The organism is Thermodesulfobacteriota bacterium, from assembly GCA_034189135.1.
Lineage (GTDB): Bacteria > Desulfobacterota > Desulfobacteria > Desulfobacterales > JAUWMJ01 > JAUWMJ01.
Genome location: JAXHVO010000023.1, coordinates 1 through 22497, shown reverse-complemented (window position 1 = coordinate 22497; position 22497 = coordinate 1). Strand labels below are relative to the sequence as shown.

Sequence of the window (22497 nt, the reverse complement as noted above, 5' to 3'; positions counted from 1 at the left end):
AACAGGTGCGGTATCAATCGGTTTTCCGCTTATTGACTTTTAGGGTATCATACCATATTAATACATAACTATGATTTCTTTGGTAAAAAAAATTACCCGGTCTCACTTCATTTTTCTGTCGGTTCCAATTATTTTACTGGGGCTGTTTGCCTATTCCATAGGAGTGCCTTTTCTTGACTTAATGGAACTCAAAACCATTGATGCCAGATTCAAATCCCGGGATAATATTGAACCACGCTCCGATGTGGTGCTGGCGGTGATTGATGAAAAAAGCATTGCAACAGAAGGAAAATGGATGTGGCCCAGATCAAAAATGGCTGATCTGGTCACACGGCTTTCGAATGCAGGGGTAAAGGTAATTGCGTTTGACATCGGGTTTTTGGAACCGGATGATAAAATCATCGTTAAGGTCATAGATAATATTCAGACCTCTTTACCCCATTTAAATGCTGAAGATAAAAAACTTTTCCATCGTCTTAAAACTCAGGCTGACAATGATAAACTCCTTGCCGACGCTATAAAAAACTCTTCTGCCAAAATCGTTCTGGGATACTTTTTCCAGCTCGATGAAAAAGCCTCCACACATATTAAAGCAGAAGACCTTAAAACTCACCAGCAAAATATCATTAATTCCAGATATCAATTTGAGCGTTACTCATCAAAAGAAGCCAAAAATGTCACTCTTGTTGAACCGGTCTATCCGCAATCAAATATCAAGGAAATTTCAGCTGCAGCCGGCCTGTCTGGATATTTTAATATGTCTCCCGATGATGACGGCGTGATTCGATGGCTTCATACCGTTCTTAAATTCAAAGACACTCTTTATGCACCTCTATCATTGGTAACAGTAAGTGCGTTTGTTGACCGCCCTCTTTCAGTCAATATTGATGAATATGGTGTGCAAAGTATCCAGATCGGCAATCTATCTATTCCCACGGACGAATTGGGACGTGTTTTAATCAATTACCGAGGAGAAGAAAAATCTTTTCCCCATATTTCCATTACAGACATACTCAGCGGAAATGTTCCGCATAACAAACTTAAAAACAAAATTGTCCTTATCGGTGCAACTGCCATGGGAATATATGATTTGCGGGTCACCCCCTTTGGGAGTGTATTCCCGGGCATTGAAATCCATGCAAATGTAGCTGACAGTATTCTGGCAGAAGATTTCCTGCACAAACCTAAATGGTCTGCCATTTTTGACGTTCTTGCCATTTTAGTTGCAGGCATTTTTCTTGGGATCGTGCTTCCCCGTGTAGAGGTAATACTGGGTGTGATCGTCGGTTTCGTGGTTTTTATGGGGTATATTCTTTTTTGTCAGTATCTGTTCTCCAAACACGGAATCGTGCTTAACCTTGTTTACCCTCTCTCTGTCATTCTGCTTATTTATGTGAGTATTACCGCATTCAGATATTTCATGGAAACCAAAAAGAAACGGTTTATTAAAAACGCATTTTCAACTTACCTTGCCCCGGCTGTGGTTAATCAACTCATCGAATCTCCCGGCAACCTTGAACTGGGTGGAGAAGACAGAGATATTACCGCATTTTTTTCCGATGTTCAGGGATTTACCAGTATATCTGAAGCACTTACACCAAATGAGCTGGTTGAGCTTTTAAATGAGTTCTTAACTGAAATGACGGATATCATCTTAAAACATGAAGGAACTGTGGATAAATTCGAAGGGGATGCCATTATTGCATTTTTCGGAGCACCAAATGTTTTGAAAAACCATGCTGAAAGAGCATGCAGCGCCTGTATAAAAATGCAACAAAGGCTGGCCAATCTTCGTGAAAACTGGAAAGGAAAAGGAAAACCCCAGCTTAAAATGCGCATTGGCCTATGTACAGGTAGTGCGGTGGTAGGCAACATGGGATCAGAAAATCGCATGGACTACACCATGATGGGAGACACGGTGAACACTGCGGCAAGGCTGGAAGGGATAAATAAAATCTACAATATTTATACCCTGATCAGCAAAACAACCTGTCAAGCGGCAGGCAACGGTATTGCCACCCGGGAGATTGACACCATAAATGTGGTGGGCAAAAGCGAGCCGGTAACCATTTATGAGCTTCTCGGTTTTACTTCAGATGTGGACGATGTTGCCAACAGGGTGAATGAACAATACATTACCGGCCTTCAGGCCTACCGCAATCAGGATTGGGATAAGGCCATAAAATTTTTTAATGCCGTTTTAAAGATCTCACCTGATGACGGGCCCAGCAAGGCCATGATTGATAGATCCAATATGTTTAAGTCGAACCCTCCGGGAAAAAACTGGAACGGTTCATATAGCGTGACCACAAAGTAAAGGGATAGCAGGCAGCAAAAAAATGATTAGAAAAGCAAAGTTACACGACGTAAAAGCCATACACGCCCTATTGCAGCAATATGCCGTCAAAGGCCAACTTCTTCCACGCCCTTTAAGCGCCTTATACGATCATGTCCGCTCTTTTTCAATTTCGATGGATGAAAATAAAAATCTTATTGTCGGTTGCTGCGCCCTGCAATTTTGCTGGGAAGATCTTGCTGAAATTCGATCTCTTGCGGTTCACCCTGATTATCAGGGAAAAAATATTGGATCAGAACTTACCAAAACCGTTCTTTCCGAAGCGAAACAATTTGAGACTAAAAAAGTATTTACCTTAACCTACAAACCGACATTTTTCCAAAGATTCGGATTTGTTCAAATACACAGATCAGACCTTCCCATTAAAATCTGGGCAGACTGCATTACCTGCGTCAAGTTTCCCGACTGTGATGAAACAGCCATGATGAAAGAAATATAGCCAGCCCCTGACCTTGAAAGGCGGGGCACTTCGCTTTGGGATTAAGGCTTTAGTCTCAAGAGTCAGTCTGCGCCTCAAGGCTCTATGCCGCTCAAGGTGCAAGCCACTACGAATAAATCACATTCAAAGCTATGGGTGGGCGTTTCCACACGCCCGGCTTGGGAAGGATATGCTGTCCGCCTATGGTCAGCCATGATAGGTCCGGCTTAATATCCCGCAACTTGCCGTCATCAGGAAATCTGGATTGATCGGTGGGGGAATACGTGGCCTGGAAAATACAGATCCCACTTTTATTTTCACGGGCGATAACATAATTTTTTTTGAAAGTCTGCTGTGCCATATTATTTTCTTCGGCAATTTGTTCCATCTCAGCAGCAGTAAATTTCATTAAAACCGATCTGGAGGGGCCTCTTTCTGAAATCCTAAGCAACGCTCTTGATTCACTGCTTCCGGCATATATGGTGGAAATACAGGGGAATCTTTTCATATACTGCGCCGCAACAATAGCGGCCGTTCTTCTTCCACCTGCCATTAAAGGAAGTCCGTAATACTCAAAAAACTTTTTCTGAATGTCCTCTGCGTATTTATCCCCTTTTTCAAAAAGATCCTTGGATATGTATTTGAGGCTTCTGGCCAGGTCTTCGGCTGCATCTGCTATGGGCCAGTCGATTCTAACGTGAAAATGGGAAAGTTTGTACCGGCTTCTTTTCTTGCCGGAAGGACTTCTTTGAATCAGCAGAGCGTAATCAACGGGAAGCAATATTTTTAAGAAATTGGAAAAGTGGGCCGAATCAAGAAATTTTTGATTTCTGTCTATACTATTGGCAAGGGGCAGCGTTTTGGATTGAAGAAGGTTTGCCTTGGTTGTTTTGTTCACATCAAAAAACCTGATATACTTTTTATTTTCAGCGGGTATCATGTCTTCTACAAATATCACCAGGAATACATTCTGGCACTCATATTCGAGGTCAGGAATTCTGGCGCGCGGTTTCAGTTCTCTCTTTTCCACAAAGGGGTATTTAATCTTTCTGTTTCTAAAATTATGATAAGAGTCTATTAAAGCATGCTGAATCAGCTGTTGATCTAATTCATCCCTTAAAAGTTCATAGTAAGACCGCCTTAACCGGTCGGTCTGACTCAACTCTTCTCTAACACACCAGAACGCCATTTTTTCTCCTGTATGGATTATCACAGATTCCGTAACCCGTTGAGCAGTCAACGATATCTGTATCGGGTGTTTTATCTTATTTTATAGCATGTTTATAAACAAATAAAAAGTAATATTTTACAGACATCTCCTGTTGTCTGCTAGTTGTTGTTGAACCTTTCCAGCCATTGATACAAACCTTCTTTATAACGGTATGCCAGAAGGGAGAGTATGATACATATTACAAAAATTAAGGCAAATACCAGGTAGTTCTGTTCAAAAAGATACGCCCCCTGCAGGCTGAGCAGAAAGGTTCCTGGCATGCGCCCGATGGTGACAATTACAAAAAAAACTTTAAAAGCAAGGGTACTCAGGCCGAGAAAAAGGCATAAGTAGTCTTTGGGAAATCCCGGAAAAACAAAAAGTATAAAAAATACTGCGATGCCTTTGCGTTTTACAAAGGTATCGAACCTGCTCAAATAATCGGACGGAATGATTTTCCGGATATATCGTTCTCCCAGAAAACGGCCGATATAAAAATTTATGCATGAGCCGACTGTCAGACCGATACTGGAAAATAAAAAGCCGTTGAGTGTTCCGAAAAGAAATCCGCCGATAAAACCTGATGTTTCACCCGGAACCGGCGCAAACAACACCTGAAGAATTTGAATGATTATGAAAACAACCGGTGCACTTGCTCCAAAAGAATTGACAAAGGCCTCGATCTGTTCCTTGTTATTAAAAACTTTATAATACTGTAGAATCTTTTCCCAAATCTGTATACGGTATATATAGCCCAGCAGAACGAGACTGCAAACAGCCGCTGCCAATAGAATTCTGTATCGCCATGAAAACAGTTTCGAAAATATTATTTTCAAATTAGTCTTCCTGCCTTTTGGAGTCACCGGCATGGTTCAGCACAGTGACTGCAGGCAAAGCTTTTCCCTCCAACAGGGCAAGAAACGCACCACCCCCTGTTGATATATAAGAAATTCTTTCGGTCTCACCGGCCCTGTGTACGGCTACATCCGTATCACCTCCGCCAACAATGGAAAGGGCATAGGAATTGGCAACAGCGCTGACCATTGCGAAAGTTCCGCGGCTGAAGGCATCAATTTCGAATATGCCCATTGGACCGTTCCAGATAATTGTTTTTGCATCGTACATGACCTCTGAAAAAAGCAGGGATGTCGCAGGTCCTATATCCAGGGCCATCCACTCAGCGGGAATTTCCTGAACCGGGGCAATCATGGTTGGAGCTTTTGGGTCGATTTCACGGGCGATCACTGCATCCACCGGCGTGTACAGCTTTACTCCTTTTTCTTTTGCCATTTTTATCACTGACCCGGCTGCCTCAACAAGTTCGCTTTCTAGTTTGGACTTTCCCAGGTCAACACCCATGCTGGCCAAAAAGGTGTTTGCCATGGCACCACCGATAATCAGCTTGTCCACGTGATGCATCATATTTTCTATCGCCCCCAGTTTGCTGGATACTTTAGCACCTCCCACAATCGCTACCAGCGGACGGCTGGGGTCGGCCATCGCCTTTTCAAAATAGTCCAACTCCTTTTGCAGCAAAAATCCGGCTCCTGATATTTCTACATACTTGACTATATTTGCCACAGAAGCATTCACCCGATGGGATACCGCAAAAGCATCATTGATATACACATCACACAATGCGGCCAGTTCCTTGGCAAATGCCTCATCATTTTTCTGTTCTCCAGAATGAAATCTTAAGTTTTCCAAAAGTACGACATCACCCCTCTCCATATTCGATATAAGCTGGCGGACCTCAGGCCCGATACAATCCGGCGCCATTATAATTTCTTTTTTAAGAAGCCGACCCAGACGCTTTGCCACCGGAGCAAGACTGTGTACCGGAACCACCTTGCCTTCGGGTCGGGCCTTGTGTGAAGCGATTATCAATTTTGCATCGTGGTCGAGGGCGTAGTTTAACGTATGTAATACACCACGTATTCGAGAATCATCAGTGATATTTTGATATTGATCATAGGGAACATTAAAATCGACCCGTATAAACACCCGTTTACCTGCAAGGTCTATATGTTGAATTTTTCTCATCTTTCCCTCCCTTTAGGCAAAACTTGCTTTTCCTTCATCCTTCTTTTTAACTCTTTCTTTTTGGACCATCTGGCAACAAAACCGATCATTCCGGCTTCATATGCCCTGTCCACATTTTCCTCTCTGATTTTCAGCCCTCCCGATTTTCCCATTGCGGTTTTCAGACATATAGTCTTATATATGCATGGAAAGCAGGATTCGGGAGTCTCCCTTAAACCATCCCTGCCCATGGGAAATACATTTTCAATTTTCCCGAAGCAGTATGGATATTCCTTATTATTTTCTGCCATTTTTAACTTGTTAGTTTACCATGGATTTTTTATTAAATTATCCTGAAGTAAATTTTCAGCGATATGCCGTGTCTTTCCGCAGTTTTTTTTATTGCGCCTCATATTCTCTATTCATGCGGGCAATATAGCCTTGATCGGCAAAACTGAAATATCGGTTATCGCCAATGACCAGATGCTCATGTACAGTTATTCCCATCACCCGGCAGGCAAAAATAAGTTGGCGTGTCAAAGATATGTCTTCTCTCGATGGGTTGGGATCACCTGAAGGATGGTTATGGGCAAAAATCAGTGCAGCCGCATGGTGGTTCATGGCAGCGGCTACAACTTCTCTGGGATAAACACTGCTGGCGGTTAAGGTCCCTTTAAACAGTGTCTCGGACTCAATCACCCTGTTCTTCGCATCCAGGTAAATCACCCTGAAACACTCCCGGTTTTTATCCCTCATGCTGTAGTACAGGTAATCAAACAATTCTTTTGAATTGCTGACACTATCTTTTTCAAGCAGCCGCTTTTTAAGATACCGGCCTGCCACCGCTTGTATCAGCTTGATGCCAAAAAGGTTCTTCGGTCCGATACCATCAACTTCGCAAAGCTTTTCGGCAGGTGCTTCAAGCACGCCCTGAAGGGTTTTAAATCTTTTTAGTGCCGACTTTGCCGCATTCTTGCAGTCTTTTCTGGGCGTACCAAGTGTCAGGAGCAGTTCAATGACCTCGTAGTCATGGAATCCCGATAAACCTGAATTAAGAAATTTTTGGCGAAGCCGCTCCCTGTGTCCTTCTCCTTTATGGACTCCCGGCATGGTCATTGATTCACTTTTCACCTTTTATCTGTCAGCTAAAGCTCATCTAACTCGTTTTTTAGGCCACGGGTCATCAATCGGTGAAGGGCCTCTTTGGGAGAAAGATCATCGTAAAGAATATGATACATCTCATGGGAGATAGGCATTTCCACATCAAGTTTGCGAGACAGGTTGTACACTGACTTCGATGTCTTCACACCTTCTGCCACCATATTCATTTCAGATAAAATTTCTTTTAATTTCATCCCTTCTCCAATTTTTTTCCCCACAGTATGATTTCTGCTAAGCCCGCCAGTGCATGTCAAAATAAGATCGCCAACGCCTGCCAGTCCGGTAAAAGTCCGCGGGTTTGCACCCATCTCCAGCCCCAAACGGCGGATTTCAGTCAGTCCTCTGGTAATCAGGGCCGCTCTTGTATTCAACCCAAGTCCAAGCCCATCGACAATCCCTGCGGCTATGGCAATCACATTTTTAACGGAACCACCCAGTTCAACCCCAATCATGTCATCACTTGTATAAACCCTGAAAAACGGTGTGGCAAAAACATGTTGCACCAATCCGGCCGTTTCCGTTCGGTTTGATGCCACAGTGACTACAGTGGGAACTTTATTTACAACCTCTTTTGCAAAACTGGGACCCGAAAGTACTGCAAAAAGGTCCTCCGATATTTCCGGGAGCGTTTCTTTAAGAACACCGGTCATGGTTAGATGTGACTGGTTCTCAATCCCTTTGGAAGCAGAGACAATGATGGTATCCTTTGAAACATGATCCGCCAATTGCCGCGTTGTTTCACGCATCACATGGGAAGGAACCACAATTAAAACCAGTTCTTTTCCCGAAACAACTTTGAAAAGATCGTTAGAAGGAAATAAATTGGGTGAAAGAGAAAAACCCGGCAGAAAAACTTTATTTTCCCTCTGGGTTAAAATCTGCTCCTTGACCTCTTTTTCATAAGCCCAGAAGTCTACTTTAAAACCCTTTGAACCAAGGAGATCAGCAAGAGCGGTCCCCCAGCTGCCTGCTCCCACGACACCTATTTTTACTTTATTGATATCTGCGTTTGTTTTCAATGAAAATAACCCCAAGCTGTATTCTGGTCATCCATCTTTATGTTTCTTTTTCCGCCAGCCTTGCCGCACCTGTCACTTTTTCTTCAGTCTCCATCCCCATCAGTTTCACTCCCTGGGTATTGCGGCTGATAACTGAAATGCCACTGACAGCCATGCGTATAATCTTCCCGATATCGGTGATAAGCATAACATCATCATCATCTTCTACCAGCAGTATGGAAAGGACCAGCCCGTTGCGTTCCGTTGTCTTGATGGAAATGACACCCTTGCCGCCACGTTTTTGGACTGGGTATTCGTCAATCGAAGTTCTTTTGCCAAATCCATTTTCGGTGATGGCAAATAATGTCTGCCCGTGGCTTAACACCTCCATACCGATAATCTGATCCCCTTCGTCAAGGCGCATTCCGCGTACCCCTCTGGCAATACGGCCGGATGGCCTGATATCGGATTCGTGAAATCGTATCGCTTTTCCCCTGGCTGAACCTAAAAAGATATTCATGGTTCCGTCGGTGATTCTGGCCGCAATCAGCTCATCACCCTCATCCAAATTCAAAGCGATAATGCCCCCTGCCCTTGGTCTGCTGTATGACATCAGATCTGTTTTCTTGACCACACCCTTTTTGGTTGCCATAAAGATATGATACCCGGGTTCAAATGTGGGTACAGCAAGTACTGCGGTAAGTTTTTCATCTTTTACCAAATTCAGCAGATTGATAATCGCTTTACCAAGACTCATTCGACCGGCCTGAGGAATATCATATACCTTACACCAGTAAACCCTGCCCTGGTTGGTGAAAAAAAGAAACGTATGGTGGGTAGAAGCGACAAAAAGATGCTCAACAAAATCTTCATCTTTTGTCCCCATAGCGGTTTTCCCTTTTCCACCGCGCTGCTGGTTACGGTAAAGGGTAATCGGGTTCCTCTTGATATAGCCTTTCCGGGAAATGGTAACCACCATGTCTTCTTCCACAATCATATCTTCTATACTTATTTCAGTGGTTGCTTCAACGATCTCACTTAAACGCTGATCTCCGAATTCTTCCTTAATCTGAGTGAGTTCATCTTTTATAATTTCCAGCACAAAATGTTCATCAGAAAGTATCTCTTTATACCGCGCAATATTTTTCAAAATGTTTTTATATTCTTTAAGTATTTTTTCCCGTTCAAGCCCTGTAAGCCTCTGGAGGCGCATATCGAGTATCGCTTGAGCCTGTATCTTGGTGAGACTGAACCTTTCAATCAGCTGGATTCTTGCATCCTCTGGTGATTTAGATTTTCTGATAAGGGAAACCACCTCGTCAAGATGATCAAGGGCGATCTTCAGTCCTTCAAGGATATGGGCGCGGTCCTGTGCTTTTTTCAGTTCGAACTTTGTCCTGCGGGTAATGATCTCCTTGCGGTGTATGATAAAATGCTGAAGTATGTCCTTTAAAGTCAGAATCTCAGGGCGATTGTTCACCAGGGCAAGCAGAATAACCCCAAAGCTGCTCTCCATCCTGGTATGTTTATAAAGCTGGTTAATGATTACGCCGGGAATCTGACCCTTTTTAAGGCCCAGGGCAATCCGCATGCCATCCCGGTCGGATTCATCCCTTACATATCTCACGCCTTCAATCTGCTTATTTCTTATCAGACCCGCAATAATTTCAATAAGCTTTGCCTTATTAACCTGGTATGGCAGCTGGGTAATGAGTATGGTTTCCCTTTGGGTTCGTTTATCCTTTTCCACCATCACCCGGGCCCGCATACGGATGATTCCCCGACCGGTTTTATATGCGTCATAAATGCCTTTGGTACCGTATATAATTCCTCCGGTAGGAAAGTCAGGACCTGGAACCAAAGTCAGGAGTTCCTCAAAGGATATTTTGGGATTGTCTATGATTGCTTTGATGGCATCAATGATCTCTGAAAGATTGTGTGGCGGAATATTGGTGGCCATACCCACAGCAATACCTGAAGACCCATTGACCAAAAGAGAAGGAAATTTCGCCGGCAGTAAAGATGGTTCTGTTAAAGATTCATCATAATTAGGCGTAAAATCGACGGTTTCCTTTTCGAGATCTTCCAGCATCTCATGTGCAAGACGTGTCAGTCTTACTTCCGTATATCGCATGGCCGCCGGTGGATCGCCGTCCACCGAACCGAAATTGCCCTGACCGTTTACCATGGGATACCTTAAGGAAAAATCCTGGGCCATCCGGACAATTGTATCATAAACCGCAGTGTCGCCATGGGGGTGATACTTACCGATGACATCACCGACAATTCGTGCTGACTTTTTGTAAGGTTTATTCCAGTCGTTTTTCAACTCATGCATGGCAAATAAGATTCGCCGGTGGACCGGTTTCAAACCGTCACGTACATCCGGCAATGCTCTGCCGATAATGACACTCATTGCATAATCGAGGTAAGATTTTTTCATCTCACTTTCGATGCTTACCTCTGATAAATTATCTGTTACGATCATTTTTCTGCTGACTCCACAAGTTTTTGGTAACTTGTTTTATAAATATCTGTTAATGTTAAGAAAGCCGTTATAATAAGAGGGCCGTATATTATACCCAGTATCCCGAAAAGTTTCAAACCGCCAATAATGGAAAGAAATACCAACAGCGTATGCATTTGAACACGTTGTCCCACCAGTTTCGGCTTAAAGATGTATTCTATTCCTCCTGACAAAATAATGTAAAATATAATAAAAAAGATGCCTGAAGCGATCCGTCCCACCAGGAAAAGGTAAAGCGCAACGGGAATAAATATAATGCCGATGCCTACAATGGGAAGGAAGGCCACCAATCCCATAATGACTCCCCAGAAAAAGGGAGATTTTAAACCAAAAACGGCAAACACAATGCCCCCCAAAATTCCCTGTATCAATCCGCCCAGTCCGTTCCCTATAAGAACCGCACCGGCCATATCTTTAAATTTTCGAAACAGTTTGTCATCCTGATCATCAGGCAGCGGCGAAATATTGAGGATAAATGCGTGCAGTCGCTGTTTGTCTATTAATAAATAATAAATAATAAGCAACATGAAAAAAGAATTGACTAAGAATTTAAGCACATTCGAGGTAATTGCCCTTGCCTGGTCATACAGAAAAAGGCCGACCACTCTCCCAACCTCGGAAATGGCCTTGTTGAGATCTTCACCGGTGATTACAATATTAAAATTTGCCAGGATCAGGTTTGCCTTATCTATGGCTTTGCTCCCCTCAATAAGATTTCGGATATTATCACTTAAAACCGCCCCTTTTGCCATAAGATATACATCATAGGCTTCTTTGGATAATATCCCTACAAAAAATACAATGGGGACAAAAATAATAAAAAATATAACCAGGCATGTGACCAGTGAAGCCAGTGACGCTCTTAATTTCTTGCAAAAATAGTTGTAAACCGGACTAAAAATTCCTGTTACCACCGCAGCCAGTATGATGGTCGATACAAAGGGCCATAAAAGCCAGCCGAGAAAAAATATGGAAATAAAAAAATATATCAAAAAAACCCACAGAATCATGTCATGGTGAGATTTTTCACCCATGTTGCCTCCAGCTTTTTAGTGCCCGGGTTTTGCAAGTTGAGACCTTGGGAAAATGTTAATTTTTCCAAGGTCTCATGGTAATGTTAAGGGAATATTAAAAAAAGCCATGATATACCATCAGCAGTTATATGAAACAGTTTACTGAGGCAATAGTGAAGAAAGGTGTCATACAAAGTTGAACGATCAGCTTTTTATCTGCTGACAAATGCGCCGGCCGTAAATAAAAGAAGTATTTCATAAATGACAACCGGCATATAGCTGTGAAAAATAGCATAAATAATGCCACCGCCAATAATGGCCGGTACCATACAAAAAACCACAATACCTAATTTTCTGCTCACGTTCATCTCTTTTTTCTCCCGTATGGTTATGTGGCGTAAAGCGCCAATCTAATCGCTTCCAGCAAAAATCCCAGGGAAGCAAGATACCTGTTAACCTTATGATCTATATCAATATTAGACGATCAAGTAAAGAAAAAACGACTTATTTTACCGGGAAAAGCATTCGCCAAAATAAGGTTGACACACTGAATAAAGACATAACTAAAATCGAACGAATGCTAGAATAGCTGATAAAATCTTAAGAAAACAACCCATTGAACCCCTGGCCCCTGGAATCTTTGTTTCCTCTCCCCCTCATATGAGCTGCAGGCTGTTTAATCTTCGTTTAGTTGCAGTGCGATTTTTAATGCTTTGTCAAGCATGTGTAGCTTATGGGGGGGGAGTTTACCAATATAGTTCGTCAACATGGATTTCGGAAGACTGATTAGCTCGTCGCAGTGAATTCCACTATCATGTTTCAAACCTTCGTCAACTCCAACAGGAACCTGAGTTGAAAGTCCCTCGTAGGCCGTGTAAATCGGAGCACAAATAACTGTTGAGAATCTGGAATCGATCAGGATTTGGCGACTTACGATTACGAACACACGGTATTTTTTCGGATCACGCGATGAGGGTCGCATAACCCTGTATAATTCGCCACGTGTCACAGAGGCACCTGGTAAGAGAGCACATCCTCCGCCTCAGTATTGAGTGACTCTGCACAGCGATTAATGATCTCAAGATCAGCCTGTTCTGCTTTTTTTCGAGCCAATTGACTAATAAATTTCCGCGCCGCCCTCTCCAGAAACTCCGACCGACTTTTGTACTCTCCAATATAAAGATCTATAGCTTTAAGCAAATCATCTGAAAGTGTGATTGATGTCTTAGTTTTCATACTACTAACATACTACTTTATTGTGATTATGTCAACCCCAATTTTCACAAGACCGAACACTGGCGTCAGCCGCCAAGGAGTAAACCCGGCGCTGTTGCTGCTAAGCTTAGTCTGCCCATCAAATCCATCCAGTCATTGGATAACACATTGATGGCGGTCGAAGTGTCTTGACATGTGGGTCAGTAACTCACGATCGTCTACCTCCGCCAAACCAAAATAGATCTTGGCTCCGAATAATGTATACCCAACGCTCCACTTTCGTTGCCACTCGGGAGCTGGAGCAGGGTGTGGCGGTGGGGAAACAATATCGAACTCTTCCGGCTCACCGAGCGAATGGACCTCTTCCGCCAGGGTGGTCTGTACGCCGGCCTCAAACGTCACAACGATGATTCCGCCAGTTTGTCCAATGCGCACCTCTATCGTTTCGATGTTAAGATCAGGACAAGTGCCCCAGTACTTGTAAGGGTTGACATCTTCACGACGCAACGCGCAGTTGAACGCGTTCTCGCATTCAGTAACAGTTAATCTACGGATACGTGTTAAGGCTTGACTGACCAGATTTAACATTGATCTTTTCTCGGTTGCTGACGTGGGCTTCAGCGGTAAAAACAGGGAAAGCTATTGGTAAAACAACCACACCCGGTAACGCCGAAGCTAAAATATGCCGGTTAAACGCGCTGTTTTTTGTCAGTTGGAACACATGGTTCAAATAAGACTAAATGAAGTTGTCACCAACGCTTCAATCAAATGTGTTTTTTTAAAAAGTCCAATTGATCGCTAACGGCATTTTCGAAGTTTTCTCCAATATAGATGTCCAAATGGCCGATTGGATAGTATATAGCTTCTGCATATTTCCCCAATTGTTTTTCAGCTTCTTGTGCCGCACTTTTGGGGATGATACTGTTTTTTTAAGCGCCTTTTCTTTTTAAAGTCATCCAACTGTTTAAATGATACGATTTTTCGTCCTCTGTATCTTTCATATTGGTGAATAAATTTCTCTTTACAATTAAACAGGCCTGAAATGTACCCAGGTCTTTTAGAATCGGCAAAATAATAATATTTCCCTTCTTTTTGATAGGACGCAATCCAATGTTTTCTTATTGTTTTTCCACTGATTACTATCGGCTTAAATTCGATCATTATATATTTTGCATGTAATTCCGGGAAAATCTTACGCAGTGTTTCGACTCCGAATCGTGCTAAATCTATGCATACTCCTTTCTTTTTTAAATAAAGCTCTGCAGGTGAATAAACACCCACCTTTTTTGTATCTCCTCTATTTGTTTCCGATAAATCAAGTGCACGATTAAAGTCATAAGAAAAATATTGTCTTATCCAATCAGCGATATCATTAATGGATTTCCAATTTTTTAACGCAGTCGAGTAGGATGGATATTCAGCTACTTTATGTATTTTCCCCGAATTCTCAGGTGCATCAGCTAATTTCTTGGCGGTTTCATCCACTGCAGGTAGAGAGTGTGATTCGAAGAACTCCCAGATAACATCGGTGGCATTTAGCTTGGAAGTATTCTCTCCTGCAATCCATTCCGGAAGGAACGACTTCCCGCCCGGCCAGTGGTGTCCGTGTCCGTCAAGTGTGTAGAGGATGACGGCGTCAGTTCCATTCGGATTGCGATATGCCATGCCCCTTGACCCGTAATTGTTGTAAACAACGTGTGGTTCTTCCTTACAGTGGTGGAGTTTGACCCAATTCGCCATCATGTCATTGATCGCAGGCTTCCTGCCGTGGGACTTCAGACCGATACGAACCTCACCCCCATCGATGGGATTAAGCGGATCAGCTGTACCGGTTATATACAAAACGGGCACAGGACGAGCGGACATCTGGTGATCTATCCAATCAGCACCGGCAACCGGAGCTATGGCGGCGATAACCCATGGGAGTTCGTGTGCCAAACGAAAGCTCATTGAAGCCCCGTTGGAAAAACCGGTGGTGTAAATCCGGCGTCCGTCGACGCTGAAGCGGGCCTTCAGGTCGTCAATCAACTGGGTAACGAACGCCACATCGGCAACGTCCCGCCGAACCGCGCCGACACTGAACCGCTTAGAGCCGTCATTCCATGTCTGCGGATTGTCCCGGAACCGGCCCGGCCTTGCGGAGTCAGGGGCAGTCCCTTCGGGAAATACGGCCAGGAACCCTTCTTTGTCCGCTTTTTCGGCCCAGCCGGTCTTCCGCATTGCAGCCCTGGCGGTTCCACCCCCGCCGTGGAACATGATCACGACCGGCATCTTCTTGCCGCTGTTATAGCCCTGCGGGACATGAATAACGTAGCGTCGTTCCAATCCGTCAGCCGATATGGAGAATATATGGTTGCCCAGGTAGGAGTTCCGGGATGACGCTCCCATCCTTACAGTTGAATATGTTTCCGCACATCCGCATAGGGCCAAGACCCCGATCAGCACTGGTATGATTAATCTGCACTTCTGATTCACGTGATCTCCTTATCACAAGCATCTCAACGACAAGCGTCAGCCGCGCTTCCCGTAACGCGTCGGCTGGATACGTTGGTCAGCCTATCGTTTTAACCATAAGGGATGTCAATCTGAAAGGAAACTTTACGAATAAATTCAGCGGCCAGATTGTTTTAGTCTTCATTACTACAAAGCCGAGATGTTCATATAGGGTTTTAGCCCTTGGATTCGTATCTATTACTTCAAGAGAAATCGTTCGGATACCTTTTTTCAATGCAATCCGCTCCAGCAGTTCGAACAAACCTAATCCGATGCCTTTTCCCCTCATCTCATGCGCTACAGCGACACCACCGACATATAGCTCATCAGTAGTGGTTATATGGTGAAGTATTGCCAAACCACCCATGCGAAGAATGCCACCAAGTATTCCGTATATCCTGACCATAACTTTCAGACTTGGGTTCACAAACCCACCCTTGCTTGTCTGAATACCCATGATGCCCACAAGCTTTTCGTCATAGATAGCAACTAGACATTTGCCTGTCTCAATATTGCTTGCCAGTGCTTGTAGTGCTCTGCCGTCACTGCTGAGAATCGGCGCAAACTTCTCTTGGAGTGCATTGAAATAAAGCTGTATCGCTGAAGATGTGAAATCATCTGGTAAATAGTCTAGATAATCAACCTGCATTATTCTCTTTAGTAAACGTTGAGCTAACCAGTGGCGTTTTTACCGTCAGGTATTTCTTAAAGGTCACAGATCCATAAATCGTATTTATTATCGAAATGCCATCAATTTAGCCGCCTGAGTTAATCACTTTGGCCCTCAACTTTTTCTTTGTTTGAAGGCTCTGAGCGTATTCCTTGTATTTTTGCTTAATTTTGCTCGGAATTTTCAGCCAATCACAATCGCGAATGGCGCCTTCTAAGGCATATAAATAGGCAGCGTTAAAATCACCATACGAATCACCAGCGGCGTACATTTTTTCAAATGCCTTCTTTGCCCCTAACTGCCTCAGCTTTTCAGGGGAATCAATTCGCGCCTCAATTAACTTTGCCGCCAGCTTGGGCCCTACGTTCCTGAGTTGTTTTGCTAAATCCTTGGCTGCCTTTTCTGTTGGCATATCGTTTCCACTACCAGCTTATCTTGAATTTTTCTTCTGACATTTACGTCTCATGCCAACCTCTGAATCGGATGCACAAAAAAACGTCCGAAGCCTTTCGAACTCGAGAAAAAATCCCGCCGGCTTCTGGTGTCAGCCTGAATTCTGTTGTTGAGCGAACATACGTATATTAGTTCTCACATATTTTGGATACATCATACCATTCGATCTTTCGGCTTAGGACATCATATCCGAATATGTTTTTCATTGATTGTTCTTTCTGGATGCCTCCCAATCGCCCGTAAAAGCGTATCGCTCTTTCATTACTTTCAAATACCCAAAGATAAGCTGTTTTGTGCCCCTTGTTGATAAGTTCTTTCGCCACTGCCTTCATTAAGGCAGATCCGACTTTTTGAGATCTTTGAGATGGTATCACATGCAAATTGTCTATGAATGGAATGGGTCGACACCAAACCGCTACGAACCCCACCAGTGATTCTTTCTCCGCCACTAATATTATGTCGTCACTTTGTATTTCAACTTCATTCCAATACCGTTCAAGTTCTCTATTGATTTTTTCGGCCAGGAATTCTGCTGGTAGGACATCCGAATAAGAATCTTTCCAACTTTCGATATGAATCGCCGCAATGTCTTGAAGATCTATTTGTGTCGCGCTTCGTATTTTCATCGTCTGCGATCTTATAGCTGTATTATAGATTTTTCCAACCAGCGGACTGATTGAGAGGCTTTTGCCGACTTTATGGCATGTTATACATCTACAACATACCAAACCCTTTAGAAGGAAAATATCATGAATGAATATAAGCAAGGTTTGGGTAACGCTTATTCGATCGCATGATAACCTTACTCTTTCCAACGGCATGTTCAATTGGAGATTCAGCGTTTGTTAGAGATGAAGTGAGTCTATTAATTTTTGTGGATGAGGGTGGCTTAAGATCCTTTTTAACTGTAAGCAAGGTTTATTTTTTTGACTGTAATCACCGATGTAGTCAGGCTGAAGCTGTTTAGACTGAAGGCTGAAGAGGGCACCCATGCTTCCCCTCTGGTTACGCTGGGCAAGAAAAAGTATGGTTTCCGTAGTTTGGCGGAATGTAATTCTTGCATCAAACACGGCTTTTAGATGCGCTTTTTCCTGACAGTCTTCAGTCTTCAGCCTATCCACCTGACAATTTATCGCTCAATAATCATGGCCATACCCATTCCTCCACCGATGCACATGGTAATCAGACCTGTGTTATACCCTTTGCGCTTCATCTGGTTCATTCCGGATACCATCTGGCGGGCGCCGGTGCATCCGATAGGATGGCCCAGGGAGATACCGCTTCCCAGCTCATTGGGTCTTTCATTATCAATCCCGAGCTCACGCATACAGCCAATGGCCTGCGCTGCAAAGGCCTCATTTAACTCAATCATGTCAATATCATCCAAAGTCATGCCTGCAGTCTTTAACACTTTCCGCACTGCGGGAACAGGGCCAAGGCCCATGTAGGCAGGATCAACACCACCTGAAGCAAATGCTTTGATTTTCACCACTGGCTCAAGGTTCATCTCTTTTGCCTTATCAGCGCTCATCAGCAGGACTGCCGCTGCTGCATCGTTGATTCCAGAAGCATTACCGGCTGTTACACTTCCGTCCTTTTTAAATGCCGGCCTTAATTTTGCCATTTTTTCCATGCTCGTTTCCATGGGGCGTTCATCGACGTCAAATACGATCTCACCCTTACGTGTCTTTATTACCACCGGAACGATTTCCTGGCCGAAGATGCCTTCTTCGATCGCCATTCGCGCGCGGGAGTGGCTTAAAACACCCAGCTCATCCTGCTCCTGCCTGCCGATCTCATACGTGGATGCAATGTTTTCCGCGGTCAGCCCCATGTGGTAGCCATAAAAAATTTCATACAGTCCATCAAACACCATCAAATCATATATATCACCTTTACCGGTAAGCTCCATTCTATGCCCCCAGCGAGCCTTTGGTAAAGCCATGGGAGCCATGCTCATATTTTCCTGACCACCTGCAAGAACAACGTCTGATCCCCCTGTCATTATTTCCGCAGCGCCCAGTGCAATCGCTTTAAGCCCGGACCCACATACCTTGTTTATGGTAAATGCCGGAGTCTCTTTTGGAATTCCTGCGCCGATCATGGATTGTCTCGCTGTATTCTGCCCCTGTCCGGCCTGGAGCACATTACCCATAATTACCTCATCTATGGTCACGGGAACAAAAGCATCATCAAAATCGTACGATTTTTTTTCAAGGTCGATCATTCCCTGGTCTTTGAGTTTATCCGGTGCAGCTTCCTGCATTTGTTCATTTATTACCGGTTTCAGTTTAATCCGTTTCAAAACATCTTTCATTACGATCGATCCAAGCTCGACCACAGGAACACTCTTTAATCCCCCGCCAAAAGAACCGATAGCCGTTCTGGACCCACTTACAATTACCACATCTCTCATTGTCGAAACCTCCTGATTATTTTTTAGTTTTTACTTAACAAAATTTAGTGTAGGGTCTATAACACACTAATACATACCAGGTCAATGGAGAGAAAATGTGCCTGATTATTTTTTCATACCACCAGCATCCTGATTACCGGCTGATCCTTGCAGCCAACAGGGATGAATTTTATGATCGCCCTACCAGTCCACTGGCGCTATGGGATGATGCACCTGCTGTGCTGGCCGGACGTGATCTTAAAGGAGAGGGAACCTGGCTGGGAATAACTAAAACCGGTCGAATTGCCGCTATTACAAATTTTCGTGAGCCGCCTCCGGTCGACCCAACTGCGCCATCCCGCGGTCTTCTGGTCAGTGATTATCTCAAGGGAACAGAGGCTCCTAAAACATATCTTAAACACGTCAAAACCATTGGATACAGGTATAACGGGTTCAACCTGCTTATCGGGGACAAAAACGAGCTGTATTACTATTCAAATAAAACAGAAAAGATTAAAGAACTGAAACCCGGGCTTTACGGCCTGAGCAACCACCTGCTTGATACACCCTGGCCAAAGGTGGAAAAAGGAAAGGAAGGTCTTAAAAAACTTGTTGCCGGAGAAAAACCAATCAATGCTGAAGATATTTTCCGCCTCCTTGCCGACCGGACTGTTGCCCCTGACAGCAAACTTCCGGACACGGGTATCGACCTTAACTGGGAACGAATACTTTCTCCGGTATTTATTACCAGTGACATTTACGGAACACGCTCGTCCTCACTTATACTGATAGACAGAAACCATGAAGCCTCATTCACCGAACGTTCATTTATCCCTCAAAAAACCGGATCTTTAAAACAAAAAACCCGAAAATTCAGCCTAAAGCTTTCCGACACGGTGTAAAGAAATTTGTAGAAAGTTTAAGCGCCGGATGGCATCTCTCCAATGCTCGTTTACCCCCGCTAAAAATCAGTGTGATAAAAAAACGGGGTGATTTTTCAGGGACTAGACTATAAATATTAGTATGTCGAGTTTCTTAAAAACCGAACCAACGCAGTAGATAATCTGCTCTGACCTATACTTGATTTGAAACAATTGGAAAGCAAGTTAGGGCTTCGATTGACAATAAAATATCACTACTTTTTAGGTGGCTCTCAAAGTTTGGATATGTTGGAGTATCTGTACTTTATCGAATAGTTAAGCGGATTGTGTGGAGCAAGGCGGAACAAAATTCCGAGTAAAACGCCAGATTAGGTTTCAACTATTTCATTTCCACTTTTATTTCTAAAAACAATTGAACGCTCATTGAACTTTCCATTTTCGTCAAATAGATATGACAAATCGCCAGCTTTTAAGTGTTCTACCTCCCACTCCCTATTGTGGCTTTTATAGTTTTGGAGCACAGGCTTGAGAAACTCGTACAACATTGCACCATATTCCTTCCTATTGAATTCCTGAATTTCTAACCTTTCTGGCAATTTCGCCTCAATCTTGATTAGGTTTTGTTTAGTATCCACAGACGTAAAGAATTCAGGTCTGTTTATCAATGAGATGTTACAGTGCGCAAATCTTACTACTAGCTCCTTAAGTTGCAGCGGATTTAGTCGACCTCGAATACGCTTAAGAATATCTTTTTGAATGTTCATGGCGGCACATGAGTAATTCAAAACAGCCAAGACTGCAATTTCACCGAATTTGATAAGCATGGTCATACAATAGTACAGGTCTGTATAGTCGAATGGATCGTAGAAATCTGACTTTACAACAGGTAAGACTATCAAGGTTCCCAGCGCCTTCGGATCAATAGCGATTCCGTTACAGACTGCCAGAACAAGACAGTGAATATGGTGAAGCGTCTCCCAGTCATAAGAATCGCTGATCTTCTCCTCCTTGGTAAATTCCTCACGAAAGAATCTGTCTTTTAGGTGTGTTTTCAGGAATATCAATGCCATCCAAACAAATAAGAGCGGATAGTGCTCGGAAAGAAAAATTCGGAAGGTGTCGAAGTCCTTGGAAAGTGCATCACATATCTTGTCTTCAAATGTTTGACCGAGTAGACCGTTGCATTCTTTACAACAAGGAATTTTGTACTTGTCGTACCGAAATTTTTTACCGTTTGGCAGTGTGATAAACTTCTGATAAAGTTCGTATTTCTTCAAGACCCATCTAGGAATAATGTGCTCATCATTGAACTGTCTTTCATCTCGCGTCGCTGAACAGATGAAACAATTATCAGCAAGGCATATATTTTGAACGAAGTTGTCGATACTGAATTGAAGAACTTTGCCTGAGTCTGATATGACAGTTCCACTTTCAAGTTGCTTCATTTCCATTTCCACCGTAAACTTAATGGTCAAACTGCGCCGCCCTGCTTTTTGGGTCGGCACCAGTGAATTGTTGGCTTAACTTCTGTATGTATTTATTCGAACTACATAGTAGTCAAGAACACCTGTAGCGAGAGGATAAAGTGAGCCCGCTGTAATATTTTCAACAGTATAACCCTCCATGGGTTCTGTCTGACATTCGAGCTTTATAAATGCCGAAGTGGATGAAAATACACGGGGCTGTAAATGCCTAACTTGTTTATCATTCTCATAAACAGCTCCTTCAAAAGCATCCATGATTGTTATTGATGCTCGGTCCACATCAGGTAATCGCTTAAAGTCTGATGAGAAGATATCAATCATAATTTCTACGGGGCCTGTGGCTGGTGATCCGAAATATTCTTGTATTAGATCTTTTCGTTTCAGGACCTCTTGTTTTAATCTTTCTTTCCCTTTTCTGCTGTGTGCCGATTTCGGAACCCCTTCAACAATATAGGCGACTTTGCCTTGTCGGGCATAAAGGAATGGATACTGGAGGCAAGAAGTAGGAATTGTCGAGAGCCAATTGTCTATTTCAGGGCGTGAAAATTCCTCTATAGCATCACTCCCTCGAAAATTCTGGAATCCGATTATGTTCTCCCAAGGGCTGAAATCAATGCTCTCAGCTTCAATCCAATCGCCATGGTCTTTGGCCGGGTATAGGATTAGGATTGCTTTGTCTGTGAACTTAATTGCGTGTCGATAAACGAAAATCATACTTCTACTATAGTCAGAATAAATTATTTCAGATTCAAGAGATAAATTAAATCTTTCAAAAAGTTCTGATCCTGTATGAAACATAGTCTTTTCAATCTCTTTAAAAGATGAGTAATTTTAGCAGAGAAGGATTTGAGACTTTTCTATCAATCCTTAAATATTTTCAGGTGGTGATATATTGAGAAATTACCAACTATCAAAATCGATGAGTTTATTGCAAATATCAAATGGATATCTGAAGGTTACACCGGCAACGCCCGGTTTGTCAAATCCTGGTAAACTGTGATTTAAATCGAATATCGCAGGAATTTCCGCAACTGATATCTACCGTTTTATTGAGAATACCAAAGGTTAAGCGAACCTACTGATGAACGAAACCGCTTCGCGGTAGCTTTCCGGCCCATCTTTTCTCATTTCAAATCATTTATCATACCAAAACGACCATCTTAATCTACATATATGGATTCGCTTCGCTCAACCCTTAATA

General features: G+C 43.2%; 22 protein-coding genes. 3 read left to right on the top strand and 19 right to left on the bottom strand.

Annotated features, from left to right (window positions below; translation table 11 throughout):
- Positions 1-70 precede the first annotated feature (70 nt).
- Together SWH54_03050 and SWH54_03045 are read left to right on the top strand one after the other, a co-directional pair.
- A complete protein-coding gene (locus tag SWH54_03050; protein MDY6790226.1) occupies positions 71-2317 on the top strand; it encodes an adenylate/guanylate cyclase domain-containing protein in 2247 nt (748 codons plus the stop codon).
- Between the two features lie 22 nt (positions 2318-2339).
- Positions 2340-2795, top strand: coding sequence for an N-acetyltransferase (locus SWH54_03045; GenBank protein ID MDY6790225.1), 456 nt, complete (start codon positions 2340-2342; stop codon positions 2793-2795).
- A 106-nt stretch (positions 2796-2901) separates the two neighbouring features.
- Here SWH54_03045 and SWH54_03040 read toward each other — a convergent pair whose 3' ends face one another.
- The 17 genes from SWH54_03040 to SWH54_02960 form a co-directional block, all read right to left on the bottom strand.
- Positions 2902-3963, bottom strand: a complete 1062-nt coding sequence (locus SWH54_03040; protein MDY6790224.1) for a hypothetical protein — start codon at positions 3961-3963, stop codon at positions 2902-2904.
- A gap of 140 nt (positions 3964-4103) precedes the next feature.
- Positions 4104-4820, bottom strand: coding sequence for a VTT domain-containing protein (locus tag SWH54_03035; GenBank protein MDY6790223.1), 717 nt, complete (start codon positions 4818-4820; stop codon positions 4104-4106).
- 1 nt (position 4821) lies between these two features.
- Positions 4822-6027 (bottom strand): phosphoglycerate kinase, encoded by a 1206-nt coding sequence (locus SWH54_03030; GenBank protein ID MDY6790222.1) that lies wholly within the window; start codon positions 6025-6027, stop codon positions 4822-4824.
- Complete coding sequence (locus tag SWH54_03025) at positions 6024-6317, bottom strand: hypothetical protein (GenBank protein ID MDY6790221.1); 294 nt, start codon at positions 6315-6317, stop codon at positions 6024-6026. The genes SWH54_03030 and SWH54_03025 overlap by 4 nt, the downstream gene beginning before the upstream one ends.
- An 88-nt stretch (positions 6318-6405) precedes the next feature.
- A complete protein-coding gene (radC, locus tag SWH54_03020) occupies positions 6406-7116 on the bottom strand; it encodes a DNA repair protein RadC (protein MDY6790220.1) in 711 nt (236 codons plus the stop codon).
- Positions 7117-7151: 35 nt separating this feature from the next.
- Entirely contained in the window at positions 7152-8186 is a 1035-nt protein-coding gene (locus tag SWH54_03015) for an NAD(P)H-dependent glycerol-3-phosphate dehydrogenase (GenBank protein MDY6790219.1), read from the bottom strand.
- A gap of 37 nt (positions 8187-8223) precedes the next feature.
- Positions 8224-10653, bottom strand: a complete 2430-nt coding sequence (gene gyrA, locus SWH54_03010) for a DNA gyrase subunit A (protein ID MDY6790218.1) — start codon at positions 10651-10653, stop codon at positions 8224-8226.
- Positions 10650-11726, bottom strand: coding sequence for an AI-2E family transporter (locus SWH54_03005; protein ID MDY6790217.1), 1077 nt, complete (start codon positions 11724-11726; stop codon positions 10650-10652). The genes gyrA and SWH54_03005 overlap by 4 nt, the downstream gene beginning before the upstream one ends.
- A gap of 191 nt (positions 11727-11917) precedes the next feature.
- Positions 11918-12067, bottom strand: a complete 150-nt coding sequence (locus tag SWH54_03000) for a hypothetical protein (GenBank protein ID MDY6790216.1) — start codon at positions 12065-12067, stop codon at positions 11918-11920.
- 314 nt (positions 12068-12381) lie between these two features.
- Positions 12382-12714, bottom strand: coding sequence for a type II toxin-antitoxin system PemK/MazF family toxin (locus SWH54_02995; GenBank protein ID MDY6790215.1), 333 nt, complete (start codon positions 12712-12714; stop codon positions 12382-12384).
- On the bottom strand, positions 12711-12941 hold the full coding sequence (locus tag SWH54_02990; GenBank protein ID MDY6790214.1) for a ribbon-helix-helix domain-containing protein: 231 nt from the start codon (positions 12939-12941) through the stop codon (positions 12711-12713). Before SWH54_02990 ends, SWH54_02995 begins: the two co-directional genes overlap by 4 nt.
- A gap of 132 nt (positions 12942-13073) precedes the next feature.
- Complete coding sequence (locus SWH54_02985; GenBank protein ID MDY6790213.1) at positions 13074-13508, bottom strand: hypothetical protein; 435 nt, start codon at positions 13506-13508, stop codon at positions 13074-13076.
- A gap of 300 nt (positions 13509-13808) precedes the next feature.
- Positions 13809-15395 carry a PHB depolymerase family esterase gene (locus tag SWH54_02980; GenBank protein MDY6790212.1) on the bottom strand — a complete coding sequence of 529 codons (1587 nt, stop codon included), beginning with the start codon at positions 15393-15395 and terminating at the stop codon, positions 13809-13811.
- A 76-nt stretch (positions 15396-15471) separates the two neighbouring features.
- The gene (locus tag SWH54_02975; protein MDY6790211.1) at positions 15472-16062 is read right to left on the bottom strand and encodes a GNAT family N-acetyltransferase; all 591 of its coding nucleotides are present in this window, start codon (positions 16060-16062) and stop codon (positions 15472-15474) included.
- 106 nt (positions 16063-16168) lie between these two features.
- Positions 16169-16495, bottom strand: coding sequence for a TfoX/Sxy family DNA transformation protein (locus SWH54_02970; GenBank protein MDY6790210.1), 327 nt, complete (start codon positions 16493-16495; stop codon positions 16169-16171).
- A gap of 169 nt (positions 16496-16664) precedes the next feature.
- Positions 16665-17162 carry a GNAT family N-acetyltransferase gene (locus tag SWH54_02965; protein ID MDY6790209.1) on the bottom strand — a complete coding sequence of 166 codons (498 nt, stop codon included), beginning with the start codon at positions 17160-17162 and terminating at the stop codon, positions 16665-16667.
- Positions 17163-17665: 503 nt separating this feature from the next.
- Complete coding sequence (locus SWH54_02960) at positions 17666-18952, bottom strand: acetyl-CoA C-acetyltransferase (protein MDY6790208.1); 1287 nt, start codon at positions 18950-18952, stop codon at positions 17666-17668.
- Between the two features lie 95 nt (positions 18953-19047).
- Between SWH54_02960 and SWH54_02955 the strand changes: the two genes are divergently transcribed.
- On the top strand, positions 19048-19833 hold the full coding sequence (locus SWH54_02955) for an NRDE family protein (GenBank protein ID MDY6790207.1): 786 nt from the start codon (positions 19048-19050) through the stop codon (positions 19831-19833).
- Between the two features lie 347 nt (positions 19834-20180).
- On the opposite strand, the gene SWH54_02950 is transcribed toward SWH54_02955, so the two are convergent.
- Complete coding sequence (locus SWH54_02950; GenBank protein ID MDY6790206.1) at positions 20181-21257, bottom strand: hypothetical protein; 1077 nt, start codon at positions 21255-21257, stop codon at positions 20181-20183.
- 75 nt (positions 21258-21332) lie between these two features.
- Positions 21333-22094 (bottom strand): hypothetical protein, encoded by a 762-nt coding sequence (locus tag SWH54_02945; protein ID MDY6790205.1) that lies wholly within the window; start codon positions 22092-22094, stop codon positions 21333-21335.
- Positions 22095-22497 lie beyond the last annotated feature (403 nt).